This window comes from Achromobacter sp. ESBL13 (genome assembly GCF_036668755.1).
Taxonomy (GTDB): Bacteria; Pseudomonadota; Gammaproteobacteria; order Burkholderiales; family Burkholderiaceae_B; genus Achromobacter.
The window spans coordinates 584,659-597,194 of the sequence record NZ_JAZEVT010000002.1 but is presented as its reverse complement, the minus strand read 5'-3'; the positions used below and the strand labels follow the sequence as shown (position 1 = coordinate 597,194).

The window sequence follows — 12,536 nt, the reverse complement described above, 5'->3', positions numbered from 1 at the left end:
TGCCGGATACCGCTTAGCGCTTACCGTTTACCGTTTAACGTTTTACCGTTTACCGTTCACAGCGCCAGTTCCTTCCACACCGCCAGCGGGGCTTCCGCGTGGTTCAAGGTGTAGAAATGCAATCCCGGCGCGCCGTTGTCCAGCAGCGTCTGGCACAACTCGGTCACCACATCCACGCCAAAGGCGCGGATGGATGCCTTGTCGTCGCCAAACTCAGCCAGGCGCAGGCGGATCCAGCGCGGCACTTCAGCGCCGCACATTTCAGAGAAACGCAGCAGCTGGGTGTGGTTCGTGATGGGCATGATGCCCGGCACGATCGGCACCTTCACGCCCTTGGCCTGGGCCCGGTCGACAAAGTCGAAATAGGCATCGGCGTTAAAGAAGTACTGCGTGATGGCTGCATTGGCACCCGCGTTTACCTTGGCCACGAAATGGTCCAGGTCAAGCGAGGGGTTGGCGGCCTGCGGATGCATTTCGGGATAGGCCGCCACTTCGATGTGGAACCAGTCGCCCGTTTCCTCGCGGATGAACGACACCAGTTCGTTGGCGTAGCGCAGTTCGCCCGCATCGCCGCCCATGCCCGAAGGCAGGTCGCCGCGCAGCGCCACCACGCGCCGCACGCCTTCGTTCTTGTACGTTTGCAGAATGTCGCGCAGATCCTGCCGCGTGGCGCCCACGCAAGACAGGTGGGGCGCGGCATCGCAGCCCAGGTTGCGCAACGTGCGCACGGCGTCGGCCGTGCCGGCGCGCGTGGAACCACCCGCGCCGAAGGTCACGCTGACGTACTTGGGCTGGATGGCCAGCATCTGCTTGGCCGCGCGAACCAGCCGTTCCTGACCGGCCAGGTCGCGCGGCGGAAAGAACTCCAGGCTGAAAGCTGGGGAAGTCGAGTCAGACATTAGGGGATCAGTTTGGTAAGCAGGCCAGAGATGATGCTGTACAGAATGGCACCGCCCACGGCCCACCAGAACCCGTTGACCTGGAAGCCCTTCAGCACGGAGCCGACGAACCAGAACAACAAGGCGTTGATGACGATAAGGAAGAGCCCAAGGGTGACGATCGTGATGGGCAGCGTCAGCAGCACCAGCACCGGCTTGACCAGCATGTTCACCAGACCCAGCACCAGCGCCGCGATCAGCGCAGATCCGAAACTGGCCACGGCAATGCCGGGCAAGAGGTAAGCAACAGCCAGCAGGGCCACCGCGTTCAGAATCCAGACGAGTATCAATGTCACCATGTTCGAACTCCTGTATTGACGCTCCGCGGCCCTGCCTTCGACAGACAAAAACAGAGGAATCCGCGGTTCGAAAAATCCGCGCCAACATGGCGCGGGTATTTCCTATTGTGCTTTCAACCCATCAATAACGGTAGTGCTCGGGCTTGAAGGGGCCTTCGACCGGCACGTTGATGTAGTCGGCCTGATCCTTGCGCAGCGTCGTCAGCTTCACACCCAGTTTCTTCAGGTGCAGGCGGGCAACCTTTTCGTCCAGGTGCTTGGGCAGCACGTAGACTTCGCCCGACTTGTAGGCTTCGTTGCGCGTGAACAGTTCGATCTGGGCGATGGTCTGGTTGGCGAACGAGGACGACATCACGAACGACGGGTGGCCGGTGGCGCAACCCAGGTTCACCAGGCGGCCCTGGGCCAGCAGGATGATGCGCTTGCCGTCCGGGAAGATCACGTGATCGACTTGCGGCTTGATCTCTTCCCACTGGCAATCGGCCAGGCCGGCAACGTCGATTTCATTATCGAAGTGGCCGATGTTGCAGACGATCGCCTGGTCCTTCATGGCGTCCATGTGCTCACGCGTGATGACGTGGTAGTTGCCGGTGGCGGTGACAAAGATGTCGCCATGCGCGGCGGCTTCGTCCATCGTCACGACCTTGAAGCCTTCCATCGCGGCTTGCAGGGCGCAGATCGGGTCGATTTCGGTGACCCAGACCTGGGCGCGCAGCGCGACCAGCGCCTGGGCGCAGCCCTTGCCCACGTCGCCGTAGCCGGCCACGACGGCGATCTTGCCGGCAACCATCACGTCGGTGGCGCGCTTGATGCCGTCAACCAGCGATTCGCGGCAGCCATACAGGTTGTCGAACTTGGACTTGGTGACCGAGTCGTTGACGTTGATGGCGGCAAAGGCCAGCTCGCCCTTTTGCGACATCTGGTACAGGCGATGCACGCCCGTGGTCGTTTCTTCGGTCACGCCCTTGATCTGCGCCAGACGGGTCGAATACCACTTCGGATCACGCTTGAGCGTTTCCTTGATGGCGGCAAACAGAATGCGTTCTTCGTCGCTGCCCGGGTTGGCCAGCACCGACAGATCTTTCTCGGCCTTGGTGCCCAGGTGCAGCATCAACGTGGCGTCGCCGCCATCGTCCAGGATCATGTTGGCGTGCTGGCCATTGGGCCATTCGAAGATCTTGTGGGTGTACTGCCAGTACTCTTCCAGCGTTTCGCCCTTGACGGCGAAGACGGGCGTGCCGGACGCGGCGATGGCGGCGGCGGCGTGGTCTTGCGTGGAGAAGATGTTGCACGAGGCCCAGCGCACTTCGGCGCCCAGGGCTACCAGCGTTTCGATCAACACGCCGGTCTGGATGGTCATGTGCAGGCTGCCCGCGATGCGCGCGCCCTTGAGCGGCTGCGCGGCGGCGAATTCTTCGCGGATGGCCATCAGGCCCGGCATTTCGGTTTCGGCGATGGCCAGTTCACGACGGCCCCAGCCTGCCAGCGACAGGTCGGCAACCAGGTAATCGGAGAAGGATTTATCAGTTACAGCGTTCATGGTGTGTAGGCTCCACGTGAATATCGAACGGCGCACGATATGGCCGGACAACGCGAATACACCACGACAGTCGAGTGCTCGCCTTTCCCGCCATATGCGACAAAGGTGAGCGCCGTTGCTGTAGCGACGCGCAAGGCGCGGCGCTTGAACAAGGATTCCTGAGCCTGGCGAGCCGGGTTCCGCGTCAATGTGCACGATGCCGTGCACGGCGGTAACCGCGGGGTCGTCGCAACGCTCCTCAGGATTGCCGGGGATTGTACCGGTTTGGCCGGGGGTGCGGAAACCCGTCCGTGAAAAAAACTATGCGTCACCCCGCCTGCGCGGGCGTGGGCCGGGACGTGGATTCCGGCGGCAGCGGCTTCAGTGGCACCAGGGCGTCCAGCAACGAGGCCGCCACGGCGTCCCAACTGCGGGACAGCGCGTGCGCGCGCACCGCGTGTCGGTCCAGCGGCAAGGCGGCACGGCAAGCGCGGGCCAGATCGTCGTCCAGGCAGCCGGTCACGCCGGGGGTCACTACCGCCAGCGGCGCCTCGCTGCGAAAGGCCGCCACGGGCGTGCCGCAGGCCATCGCTTCCAGCATCACCAGGCCGAACGTATCGGTCAGACTGGGAAAGACGAACACGTCGGCGGCGCCATACAACGAGGGCAGCGCATCGTCCTGTTGCATCCCCAGGAATACCGCATCGGGAAAGCGTTTTTTCAGCCGCGCCTCATCCGGGCCGGCGCCCACTACGACCTTGCTGCCGGGCAGGTCCAGCGCCAGGAACGCATCCAGGTTCTTTTCCCGCGCAACGCGGCCCACGCAGAGGAAAACCGGGCGGGGCAGATGGGCGAATGCCTGGCTGGCGCTGGGTTGAAATTTGCGCGGGTCCACGCCGCGCGACCAGATGCGCAGGTTGGCCAGGCCGCGTCGCACCAGCACATCGCGCACCGTGGGCGTGGGCACCAGCACGCACCGCGACGGCCGGTGAAACCAGCGCAGATACCGCCACGGCAACGCGGCGGGTATGCCCATGCGCGCTTGCAGGTAGTCGGGGAACATGGTGTGGAACGACGTCGTGAATGCCCAGCCGCGCGACAGGGCCATGCGGCGCGCCGCCAGGCCCAACGGGCCTTCGGTGGCGATGTGCAGGGCGTCGGGGATGGTATCGCCCAGAATGCGGCGCAGTTGCCGCCCGGGTTGCAGGCAGAGCCGCAGGTCGGGCTCGGATGGTGCCGGCACGGTGCGGCTGCCTTCGGGGCTGACCACGATCAGTTCGTGACCCCATTCCTGCAGGATCTGCCGCATGGTCGTCCAGGTGCGGACGACGCCGTTGACTTGCGGATGCCAGGCATCCGTGACCAGGACGATGCGCATGATAAGGCCGGAAGTGGGCGATACCGCGATTTAGCCCGCTTCATGTGACATGACCAAGACGGCGGCGATGATCGGCCCCCGGGCGTGGTCACCCGCGCCGCAACGCGCCGTTCAGTTATTGCGCCGGGGGTACCCCTGCGCCTTGATGCGCACCCAGACGTCGCGCTTTTCCTCTTCCGTCATGAAGACCCAGTTGGCCACTTCCATGGCCGTGCGGCCGCAACCCCGGCAGATGTCATCGAACAGCGTCGAGCACACGGCCACGCAGGGGGAGTCGGTTGCCGTGAAGACGCGTTGCGCGTCGTCGGGGTCGGGTAGTTCGGAAAGGTTGGCAAAGTGGCGATTCATGGGGCGAAGGTTACCACCAGGGTTGTGTCCCTTTTTGGATAGCCCTATCGCCCGCCAAGGCTTGATTGACGGCCGCCGCCTAGCGCCATCCGAAGAACGCGCCGGCCTCTTGCAACAGCGCGTCGGGGCACTCTTCGGCCAGGTAATGCGCCCCCGGCAAGGGGCCGCCCGACACGTCATCGGCGATGGCGCGCCACAGCGCCAGCACGTCAAAATTCCTGCCCACCGCGCCGCGCTCGCCCCACAGCGCCCGCACCGGCATGCGCAGCCTTTCGCCGTTGGCACGGCCCGCGCGGTCATGCTCCAGATCCACGGTGGCCGACGCGCGATAGTCTTCGCAGATGCCGGTCGCCCAGCGCGGCAGGCGCGCCGCGCGTTCGTATTCCGTCATTGCCTCGGCGGAAAAATGCGCCAGCCCACCGGGCCGGCCGCCCATCACCGACCGCAGGTAGAACACCGGGTCATGCTCGATCATCGTCTCGGGCCCCGGCGTGGGCTGAATCAGCCAGAACCAATGGAAGTACGCCTGCGCGAAGGCGCGTGTGGTGCCCTCGTACATGTCCAGCGTCGGCGCAATATCCAGCAGCATCATGCGCGACACCGCGTTGGCATGGTCCAGCCCCAGCCGGTGCGCCACGCGCGCGCCGCGGTCATGCGCCAGCACGTCGAAACGCGCATGGCCCAGCGCCTGCATCACGCCCACCATGTCGGCCGCCATCTCGCGCTTGGAATGCGCAATGTGGCCGGGTGAGGCCGCGGGCTTGGTGCTGTCGCCATAACCACGCAGGTCGGCCGCCACGCAGGTGCGATGCTGCGTCAGCGCCGGCCATACACGGTGCCAGATGGCGTTCGTTTGCGGGTGGCCGTGCAGCAGCAGCAAGGGCGGGCCCGACCCGTCGATGCGCGCGGCGATCTCAACGCCATTGGCCTGGATACGACGCACCGGCAAGTCGAAGAATGCGGTCATGGATATTGCCTCCTGGTGGATTTATTGTGCCGCCCGATCCAGGCGGTCGCGCACGGTGCGCGCCACATCCTTCATCCACGGATGCCGCGCCCAATGCGTCGCCTCGAACCGTTCTACCTCGGGCAATTGCAGCAGCGACGCGCCGACCATGTCCTGGCCCTGCGCAAACATGCGGCGATGGCGTTCGGGCAGCGCAAAGCTTGCCGTCCAGCCATCCGCCGTGCGCACCTGCCCCGCCATGACGTCGATGGTCACGCGATTGCCGCCCGATTCCTGCGTATTGGACACCCTTGCGAGCAAGGCGTCGACTTCCAAGGCGGGCAGGCTGACCAGCAGCAAGCCGTTGTTGACCGCGTTGAAGTAGAAGATCTCGCCAAAGCTGGGCGCGATCACGGCGCGGATGCCAAATTGCTGCAAGCCCCACACCGCGTGTTCGCGGCTGGACCCGCAGCCGAAGTTGGGGCCGGCCACCAGCACCGACGTGCCCGCGTAGGCGTCCTGGTTCAACACAAAGCCGGAACGCGGCGCGCCATGCTCGTCAAAGCGCAGGTCGTACAGCAGGCCACGGTCCAGCCCCGCCTTGTCGATGATGCGCAGAAACTGCTTGGGCATGATCTGGTCAGTGTCCAGATTGGAAAACGGCAGCGGCGCGGCCACGCCTTCGATCAACGGGTTCATTTGGCAAGGCTCCATTCACGGACATCAACAATGCGGCCGGCCAGCGCGGCAGCGGCGGCCATGGCGGGGCTCATCAGATGCGTGCGCCCTGCCCGCCCTTGTCGCCCTTCGAAATTACGGTTGGTGGTGGACGCGCAGCGCTCGCCGGGCCGCAGCACATCGTCGTTCATGGCCAGGCACATCGAACAGCCGGGTTGCCGCCACTCGAAGCCCGCTTCGATCAGCACCGCCGCCAGCCCTTCGGCCTCGGCCTGCGCGCGCACCGCGCCCGAGCCCGGCACGACCATGGCGCGCACGCCGTCGGCCACTTTCCTGCCGCGCGCCAGTCCTGCCACGACACGCAGGTCTTCGATGCGGCCGTTGGTGCAGGACCCGATGAACACGCGGTCCACCGGCACGCCCGCAATCGGCGCTCCCGGCGCCAGGCCGATGTAGTCCATCGCCTTTTCCAGCGCCAGCCGCGCCAGCTGGTCGGGTTCGGCTTGCGGATCGGGCACGTGGCCCGTAACCGGCAGGGCCTGGTCGGGGCTGGTTCCCCAGGTGACAAACGGCGCGATGTCGGCGGCGTTGAACACGTGCTCTACCTCAAAGGCCGCATCCGGATCGCTGCGCAACGTGGCCCAGTACGCACGCGCCTGGGCCAGCAGGTCGCCATGCAGTTGCGGCGCGTGCGCGGCCACGTAGGCGTCGGTGGTGGGGTCTGGCGCGATGAGCGCGGCGCGCGCGCCGGCCTCCACCGTCATGTTGCACAAGGTCATGCGGGCCTCGGCGGACAGCGCATCGATGGCCTGACCGCAAAACTCCACCGCGTGTCCGCGCGCGCCTTGCGCGCCGATCCGATGCACCAGACAAATGACCAGATCCTTGGCGGACACGCCTACGCCCAGGGTGCCGTCCACCCGGATGCGCATGTTGCGCGCCACGCGATACACCAGCGTCTGCGTGGCCAGGATGTGTTCAACCTCGGACGTGCCGATGCCAAAGCCCAGCGCCCCCAGCGCGCCGTAAGTGGTCGTATGGCTGTCGCCACACAACACCACCATGCCGGGCAGGATCATGCCGTGCTCGGGCGCAATCACGTGTTCAATGCCCTGCAACGGGTCGGTCGTGTCGAACAGCGCAATGTGCTGGGCGTCGCAATTGCGCTTCAGGTTCACGGCCTGGCGCGACGACGCTTCATCGGCAATCACCCGCAGCGCCGACGGCACGGGATGTGTGGGGATGATGTGGTCCACCACCGCCATCTGCTGGCCCGGCCGCAACACGGCGCGGCCGCGCGCAGCCAGCCCGCTGAAAGCTTGCGGGCTGGTGTATTCATTCATGATGTGCAGATCGACGTACAGCAGGATGTGCTCGTGGTCGATGCGGGCCACCTCGTGGCTGGCCACCAGTTTGTCGTACAGCGTCATGCCGGGCATGTCTTGCTTCCTTATGTCTTGCCTGCTTGCTTGATTGCTTGCTTGATTGCTTGCCTGTCTGAAGCGGGGCGCCCGCCTTGCCGACGGACGGGCCTTGCTGCGTCTTGCTGCGTCTTGCTATGCCTTGCCGTGTCTTCTGTGCCGGCTCGATCGGCCGCATCAGTCAGCCGACTCAGTTCGCCTGGATGCCGGCGTCCTTCACCACCCCCGCCCAGCGCGTCATCTCGGCGGCCACCATGTCGTCCGTCTTGGCGGGCGTGGACACCAGCGGATCAAAGCCCTCGCGCTGCATGCGCGCCTTGAGCTCCGGCGATTGCAGCGCCTGGGCCAGCTTTGCGTTCAGGGTGTCGATCACCGGCTGCGGCGTACCGGCCGGCGCGCTGATGACGAACCAGGTGTTGAATTCATACCCGGGCAAGCCGGATTCCGCGATGGTCGGCACATCGGGTAACAGCGGCGAACGCGTGCTGCCCGTCACGCCAAGCGCACGCAGCTTCTTGCCGTCCACCTGCGGCTTGGCGGCGGACAGCACCGGGAAGCTCATCTGCACCTGCCCGCTGATGGTGTCGACCATGGCCGGCCCGCCGCCCTTGTACGGCACGTGCAGGATCTGCGTCTTGGACACCGACTTGAACAGCTCCGCCGCCATGTGGAAGGTGCTGCCCGTGCCGGCCGACCCAAAGCTCAGATCGTTGGCGGGCCGCGCGCGCACATAGGTCAGCAGTTCACCGACGGTTTTCACGGGCAGGGTGTTGGTCACCGTCAGCACATGTTGCGACGTACCCACCGTGCCCACCGAACGAAGGTCTTTCTTCGTGTCGAACGGCATGTCCTTGAACAGCGCCGGGTTGATGGCCAGCGACATCGTGTTGATGGCCAGCGTGTAGCCGTTGGGCTGCGCGCGCGCCACGGCGGCCATGCCGATATTGCCGGACGCGCCCGCGCGGTTTTCAACGATCACGCTTTGGCCCAACGCGCGCGCCCACGCGTCCGAGATCAACCGCGCGGCGATATCGACGCTACCGCCCGGCGCAAACGGCACAATCAACGTCACAGCGCGGTCGGGAAAGGCGTCGGCGGCGGTAGCCGGAAGGCTCCAACAGGAGCCAGCAACGAGCGCCGCGCACCACGCGCGGGCGGTGGGTCTGATCTTCATGGGTTGTCTCCTCGGTTGGCCGCGTTGATGGGAGATCCCGTGCGGCTCTGGTTGGGTAAAGCCAGTGTATAAGCCGGGTAGATTCTTATAATTCGCGGTACACCGAATTCTTTAATAAATTAAATTTATAAATCTCCCCTCGCGCGCCCCACCGCGCCCCTGCCATGGACGCCCTTTCCGATCTCGCTTTCTTTTCGTTGGTGGTCAAACACGGCAACCTGTCCGCCACCGCGCGCGAACTGGGCCTGACCCCGCCCGCCATCAGCGCGCGCCTGGCCCGGCTGGAACAGCGGCTGGGCGTGCGGTTGCTTAACCGCACCACGCGCCGCGTCAGCGTCACGCAAGAAGGCGAGCTATACCTGGCCGAAGGCGGCCGTATCCTGGCCGACCTGGAAGCGCTGGAACGCTCGGTATCCAGCGCCCGCGCCCAACCCCAAGGCCTGCTGCGGCTGAACGCCACCTTCGGGTTCGGCCGCGCCCACATCGTGCCCGCCGTATCCGACTTCGCGCGGCAGTATCCCGACGTCGAAGTGCTGATGCGCCTGACAGACCGGCCGCTGAACCTGATCGAAGAAGGGTTCGATGTTGCCGTGCGCTTCGGCGACCTGCCCGACGCCCGCCTGACGGCCCGCAAGATCGCCTCTAACCGCCGGCTGCTGTGCGCATCGCCGCGCTACCTGGACGCCTACGGCGAGCCCCGCACGCCGGGCGACCTGCAACGCCACCGCTGCATCGTCGTCCGCGAAAACGACGTCGCCTACGGCACCTGGCGCCTGCAAGCCGGCCAGCGCACCGAAACCGTGAAGGTGCGCGGCCCGGTCAGTTCCAACGACGGTCAAAGCGCGCTGGAATGGGCACTGGACGGCCACGGCATCGTCATGCGCTCGGAATGGGAAACCGCCGCCCACCTGCGCGACGGCCGTCTACGCGAAGTGCTGGCCGACTGGCGCACTCCCCCCGCGGACATCCATGCGCTCTACCCGGAACGTCTGAACCTGCCGGCCAAAACGGTGGCGTTCGTGGACTTTCTGGCCCAACGGTTTGCGCGGTATCTGAAGGCCCCGGGCGGAGCGGGAGGAACGTGGTGATGCAGGCTGCCAACACGGCCAACCGCGCCGGGTCATCGGACGGTCCGACGGGCTGGCCCCGCCACGGCGGGCGTAGCCGCCCCCCCGCTCAGATTTCATCAATCGCCGTACTTGCCGTTGTTCCCGCCGGGGCTTCCCCCGCGCCGATGGCGTAGCGGTCGCGGGTGGTGACGTAGAAGCTGGCGCCGAAGCGGCCTACCGGGAAGTAGTCTTGCAGGCGCACACGCCAGGTGTCCGTGTCGATCAGGCCGTCGCGGGCGTGCAGCCAGCGGACCTGGCCGATGAAGATCTGGCGGCTGGCGGTTTCCATGGTTTCGTAGAGCGTGCATTCGAAGGCCACCGGCGCCTGCACGATACGCGGCGGCTTGACGTGGTGGCTGGGCGCGGCGTCCAGGCCCGCGTGAGCAAGCTCGCTGACGTCGGCGGGCAGGCGGTCGCCGCAGCGGTGCATCTTTTCGGCCATGGCTTCGTCGGTCAGGTGCACCACGAATTCCTTGTCGCGGGCAATGTTGCGCGCCGTGTCCTTCAAGCCGCCGTCTTCCAGTCGGTTGATGCTGACCATGACGATGGGCGGATCTTCGCCCAGCATGTTGAACATGCTGAACGGCGCGGCGTTGACCACGCCGGTTTCCGACAAGGTGGTGATCAGCGCGATGGGCCGGGGCACGATCAGGCTGGCCATCAGCTTGTAGCGCTGGTATTCGGTGATTGCGTCGAAGTCGATTTCCATATCAGGCCAGTCCCAGCATCTGGGCAAGGGTTTGCGCGGGCTGCGGGCGTTCAAGGCTGATGCGCCGCTCCAGGTCCGCCAGGTGGTTGTCATTGATTTTCACGGCCTCGGCCACGTCGCCGCGTTCCATCAGGTCCACGATCAGCACGTGTTCGCCGTGTTCGCAGGCGGCGTTGCCGGGCGGTTCATACAGGGCCACGATAAGCGAGCAGCGCGACACCAGTTCCGCCAGATAACCGTGCAGGATGGCGTTGCCGGAAAGCTCGCCCAGACGCACGTGAAAGGCGCTGGCCTGGCGCGCCCAGGCGGGCTGGCCCGCGCGATGCAACAGCGCGTGTTCATCACGCAGCTGCTTGCGCAGCGATGCGTAGTCGGCCTTGGTGGCGCGCGCGACGGCCAGCGGCAACAGCGCGGCCTCCAGCGCGCGGCGTGCCTGAAAGATCTGGCGCGTGTCTTCGGGCGTGGGCTCGGCCACCACGGCGCCCCGATTGTGGTGCAGGTCCACCACATGCTCGTGCGCCAGCCGCTGCAAGGCCTTGCGCGCCACCGAGCGCGACACGCCGAACAATTCGCAGATGGCCGCTTCGGGCAGCTTCGTGCCGGGCGTCAGCCGCTGGCTCATCACGCTTTCATAGACGGCTTCGCAGATGCGGCGTTCCATGTCGCTGTCGGGCGCTCCGTCGGGAAGGACGGCGCCCGGGTCGGGCGTGGCGTCGATCCTGTCACGGGCGGCGGGTTTGGCGCGGGGTTTGGCGGATTGTCGGGTTGGCATGCTGGACTCGGGCAATGGGCTCGGGCAATGAAAAGGTAAGAGGGCGGCGGACAAGGGGTCGAGGGATGGCGCAACCGGTGGCCGCTCTGGATGGCCGATCCGGATAGCCGACCTGGATGGCTGCTCAAAGCGCCGCGATCACCCCCGGTGGCAGGCCATCCACATGGCGGCAGATTTCGCCGGGCGTGGTGAACCAGATTTCGCCACGATCGCGCGCGGCAGCCAGCGGTTCCAACGCCCGCCGCAGATGACGCAAGCGGTACGGCTGCCCGACGATATAGGGATGCAGCGCAATGCCCATCACCAGCGGCTGGCGGGCGGACTGCGCGCGCATCTCTTCGAACTGGTCAAGAATCATATCGGCAAAGTCGCGCGCGTCCATCTTGCGGCCCATGATCATCGGGATGTCGTTGAGCTCTTGCGGGTAAGGAATGGCCCACAGGTCGCCCGCGCGGGTGCGCATGCGCATGGGCTGATCGTCATGGCACCAGTTCAATGTATAGCGGTAGCCGGCCTCGGCAAGCAGGTCGGGCGTGGCGTGGCTTTCAGATATCCACGGCGACAACCAGCCCGCCGGCGCCTGCCCGACATGCCGTTCGATGCGGTCGCGGCAATGCGCCAGCAGCGCGCTTTCCTCGTCTTCCGGCAAGCCGCCCTGGCGATGTGCGTTGCTATAGCCGTGGCCGATCAGTTCGTCGCCGCGCGCGCGAAACGCCTCGACCAGTTCGGGGCAGTGGTCATACAGCGCGGTGTTGATCAGCACGCCCGCCGGCAAGCGCAGTTGGTCGAACAGATCCAGGCAGCGCCACGCGCCAACGCGGTTGCCGTATTCGCGCCAGGCGTAGTTCAGCACGTCGGGATGCGGTGACGCGGGCCCCAATTCGGCTCCAAGCCCCTCGCCAAACGCAAAGTGTTCGATGTTGAAGCCCAGATACACGGCCAGGCGCGCACCGTTCGGCCAGGTGTAGTCGGGCCGGCCGGCGATGCCCTGATAGGTGAAACGGCCGTGGCAGGCCAACGCGTCGGGCGTCCACGCATCGGCGTCGTTACGCCCCGGATTAGTGCTTGCGAGCAAGGTTGGATTCATTTTGGTGCAAATCCTGATGCATGATTGTTAACAAAATTCCAGAAGCTTTGGAAACAAAACTAGGCTTTGACGCGGACAAACCACGTTCAAAGACGCTGCTTGCCCCACGTGGCGCAGTGATCGACACCCCCGGCGGCCAGGCCGGCACAGATGGCATG

At 65.6% G+C, this 12,536-nt stretch carries 13 protein-coding genes and 1 riboswitch; of the genes, 1 reads left to right on the top strand and 12 read right to left on the bottom strand.

Going from position 1 to position 12,536, the window contains the following annotated elements; genetic code table 11:
- Positions 1-56 precede the first annotated feature (56 nt).
- From metF to V6F88_RS11525, 9 genes are all read right to left on the bottom strand, one after another.
- On the bottom strand, positions 57-899 hold the full coding sequence (gene metF, locus V6F88_RS11565; protein ID WP_332609610.1) for a methylenetetrahydrofolate reductase [NAD(P)H]: 843 nt from the start codon (positions 897-899) through the stop codon (positions 57-59).
- Positions 899-1,234 carry a phage holin family protein gene (locus V6F88_RS11560; RefSeq protein ID WP_006224804.1) on the bottom strand — a complete coding sequence of 112 codons (336 nt, stop codon included), beginning with the start codon at positions 1,232-1,234 and terminating at the stop codon, positions 899-901. Before V6F88_RS11560 ends, metF begins: the two co-directional genes overlap by 1 nt.
- A 124-nt stretch (positions 1,235-1,358) precedes the next feature.
- Positions 1,359-2,777 (bottom strand): adenosylhomocysteinase, encoded by a 1,419-nt coding sequence (gene ahcY / locus V6F88_RS11555; protein WP_332609609.1) that lies wholly within the window; start codon positions 2,775-2,777, stop codon positions 1,359-1,361.
- Positions 2,778-2,877: 100 nt separating this feature from the next.
- Positions 2,878-3,023: riboswitch (S-adenosyl-L-homocysteine riboswitch) on the bottom strand.
- Between the two features lie 61 nt (positions 3,024-3,084).
- Positions 3,085-4,134, bottom strand: coding sequence for a glycosyltransferase family 4 protein (locus V6F88_RS11550; protein ID WP_332609608.1), 1,050 nt, complete (start codon positions 4,132-4,134; stop codon positions 3,085-3,087).
- A 111-nt stretch (positions 4,135-4,245) separates the two neighbouring features.
- Entirely contained in the window at positions 4,246-4,482 is a 237-nt protein-coding gene (locus tag V6F88_RS11545) for a DUF1289 domain-containing protein (protein ID WP_332609607.1), read from the bottom strand.
- 79 nt (positions 4,483-4,561) lie between these two features.
- Positions 4,562-5,449 (bottom strand): alpha/beta hydrolase, encoded by an 888-nt coding sequence (locus tag V6F88_RS11540; protein ID WP_332609605.1) that lies wholly within the window; start codon positions 5,447-5,449, stop codon positions 4,562-4,564.
- Positions 5,450-5,470: 21 nt separating this feature from the next.
- Positions 5,471-6,127, bottom strand: coding sequence for a 3-isopropylmalate dehydratase small subunit (gene leuD / locus V6F88_RS11535; RefSeq protein WP_332609604.1), 657 nt, complete (start codon positions 6,125-6,127; stop codon positions 5,471-5,473).
- Positions 6,124-7,545, bottom strand: coding sequence for a 3-isopropylmalate dehydratase large subunit (gene leuC, locus V6F88_RS11530; protein ID WP_332609603.1), 1,422 nt, complete (start codon positions 7,543-7,545; stop codon positions 6,124-6,126). The genes leuD and leuC overlap by 4 nt, the downstream gene beginning before the upstream one ends.
- A gap of 172 nt (positions 7,546-7,717) precedes the next feature.
- Positions 7,718-8,701 carry a tripartite tricarboxylate transporter substrate binding protein gene (locus V6F88_RS11525; protein WP_332609602.1) on the bottom strand — a complete coding sequence of 328 codons (984 nt, stop codon included), beginning with the start codon at positions 8,699-8,701 and terminating at the stop codon, positions 7,718-7,720.
- A gap of 164 nt (positions 8,702-8,865) precedes the next feature.
- Between V6F88_RS11525 and V6F88_RS11520 the strand changes: the two genes are divergently transcribed.
- Positions 8,866-9,789 carry a LysR family transcriptional regulator gene (locus V6F88_RS11520; protein WP_332609600.1) on the top strand — a complete coding sequence of 308 codons (924 nt, stop codon included), beginning with the start codon at positions 8,866-8,868 and terminating at the stop codon, positions 9,787-9,789.
- Positions 9,790-9,877: 88 nt separating this feature from the next.
- Here V6F88_RS11520 and V6F88_RS11515 read toward each other — a convergent pair whose 3' ends face one another.
- The 3 genes from V6F88_RS11515 to V6F88_RS11505 all read right to left on the bottom strand — a co-directional run bounded on the left by V6F88_RS11515 (position 9,878) and on the right by V6F88_RS11505 (position 12,378).
- Entirely contained in the window at positions 9,878-10,519 is a 642-nt protein-coding gene (locus V6F88_RS11515; RefSeq protein WP_046803011.1) for a flavin reductase family protein, read from the bottom strand.
- Between the two features lies 1 nt (position 10,520).
- Entirely contained in the window at positions 10,521-11,291 is a 771-nt protein-coding gene (locus V6F88_RS11510; protein ID WP_332609598.1) for a GntR family transcriptional regulator, read from the bottom strand.
- Positions 11,292-11,415: 124 nt separating this feature from the next.
- Positions 11,416-12,378 carry a polysaccharide deacetylase family protein gene (locus tag V6F88_RS11505; RefSeq protein WP_332609597.1) on the bottom strand — a complete coding sequence of 321 codons (963 nt, stop codon included), beginning with the start codon at positions 12,376-12,378 and terminating at the stop codon, positions 11,416-11,418.
- Between the last annotated feature and the right edge of the window lie 158 nt (positions 12,379-12,536).

Bases quoted from the DNA above. Each gene is read 5' to 3' on its own strand.
- V6F88_RS11550 (WP_332609608.1), bottom strand. From the start codon at position 4,134: ATGCGCATCGTCCTGGTCACGGATGCCTGGCATCCGCAAGTCAACGGC.
- V6F88_RS11540 (WP_332609605.1), bottom strand. From the start codon at position 5,449: ATGACCGCATTCTTCGACTTGCCGGTGCGTCGTATCCAGGCCAATGGC.
- V6F88_RS11510 (WP_332609598.1), bottom strand. From the start codon at position 11,291: ATGCCAACCCGACAATCCGCCAAACCCCGCGCCAAACCCGCCGCCCGT.
- metF (WP_332609610.1), bottom strand. From the start codon at position 899: ATGTCTGACTCGACTTCCCCAGCTTTCAGCCTGGAGTTCTTTCCGCCG.
- V6F88_RS11515 (WP_046803011.1), bottom strand. From the start codon at position 10,519: ATGGAAATCGACTTCGACGCAATCACCGAATACCAGCGCTACAAGCTG.
- leuD (WP_332609604.1), bottom strand. From the start codon at position 6,127: ATGAACCCGTTGATCGAAGGCGTGGCCGCGCCGCTGCCGTTTTCCAAT.
- V6F88_RS11520 (WP_332609600.1), top strand. From the start codon at position 8,866: ATGGACGCCCTTTCCGATCTCGCTTTCTTTTCGTTGGTGGTCAAACAC.
- leuC (WP_332609603.1), bottom strand. From the start codon at position 7,545: ATGCCCGGCATGACGCTGTACGACAAACTGGTGGCCAGCCACGAGGTG.
- ahcY (WP_332609609.1), bottom strand. From the start codon at position 2,777: ATGAACGCTGTAACTGATAAATCCTTCTCCGATTACCTGGTTGCCGAC.
- V6F88_RS11525 (WP_332609602.1), bottom strand. From the start codon at position 8,701: ATGAAGATCAGACCCACCGCCCGCGCGTGGTGCGCGGCGCTCGTTGCT.
- V6F88_RS11545 (WP_332609607.1), bottom strand. From the start codon at position 4,482: ATGAATCGCCACTTTGCCAACCTTTCCGAACTACCCGACCCCGACGAC.
- V6F88_RS11505 (WP_332609597.1), bottom strand. From the start codon at position 12,378: ATGAATCCAACCTTGCTCGCAAGCACTAATCCGGGGCGTAACGACGCC.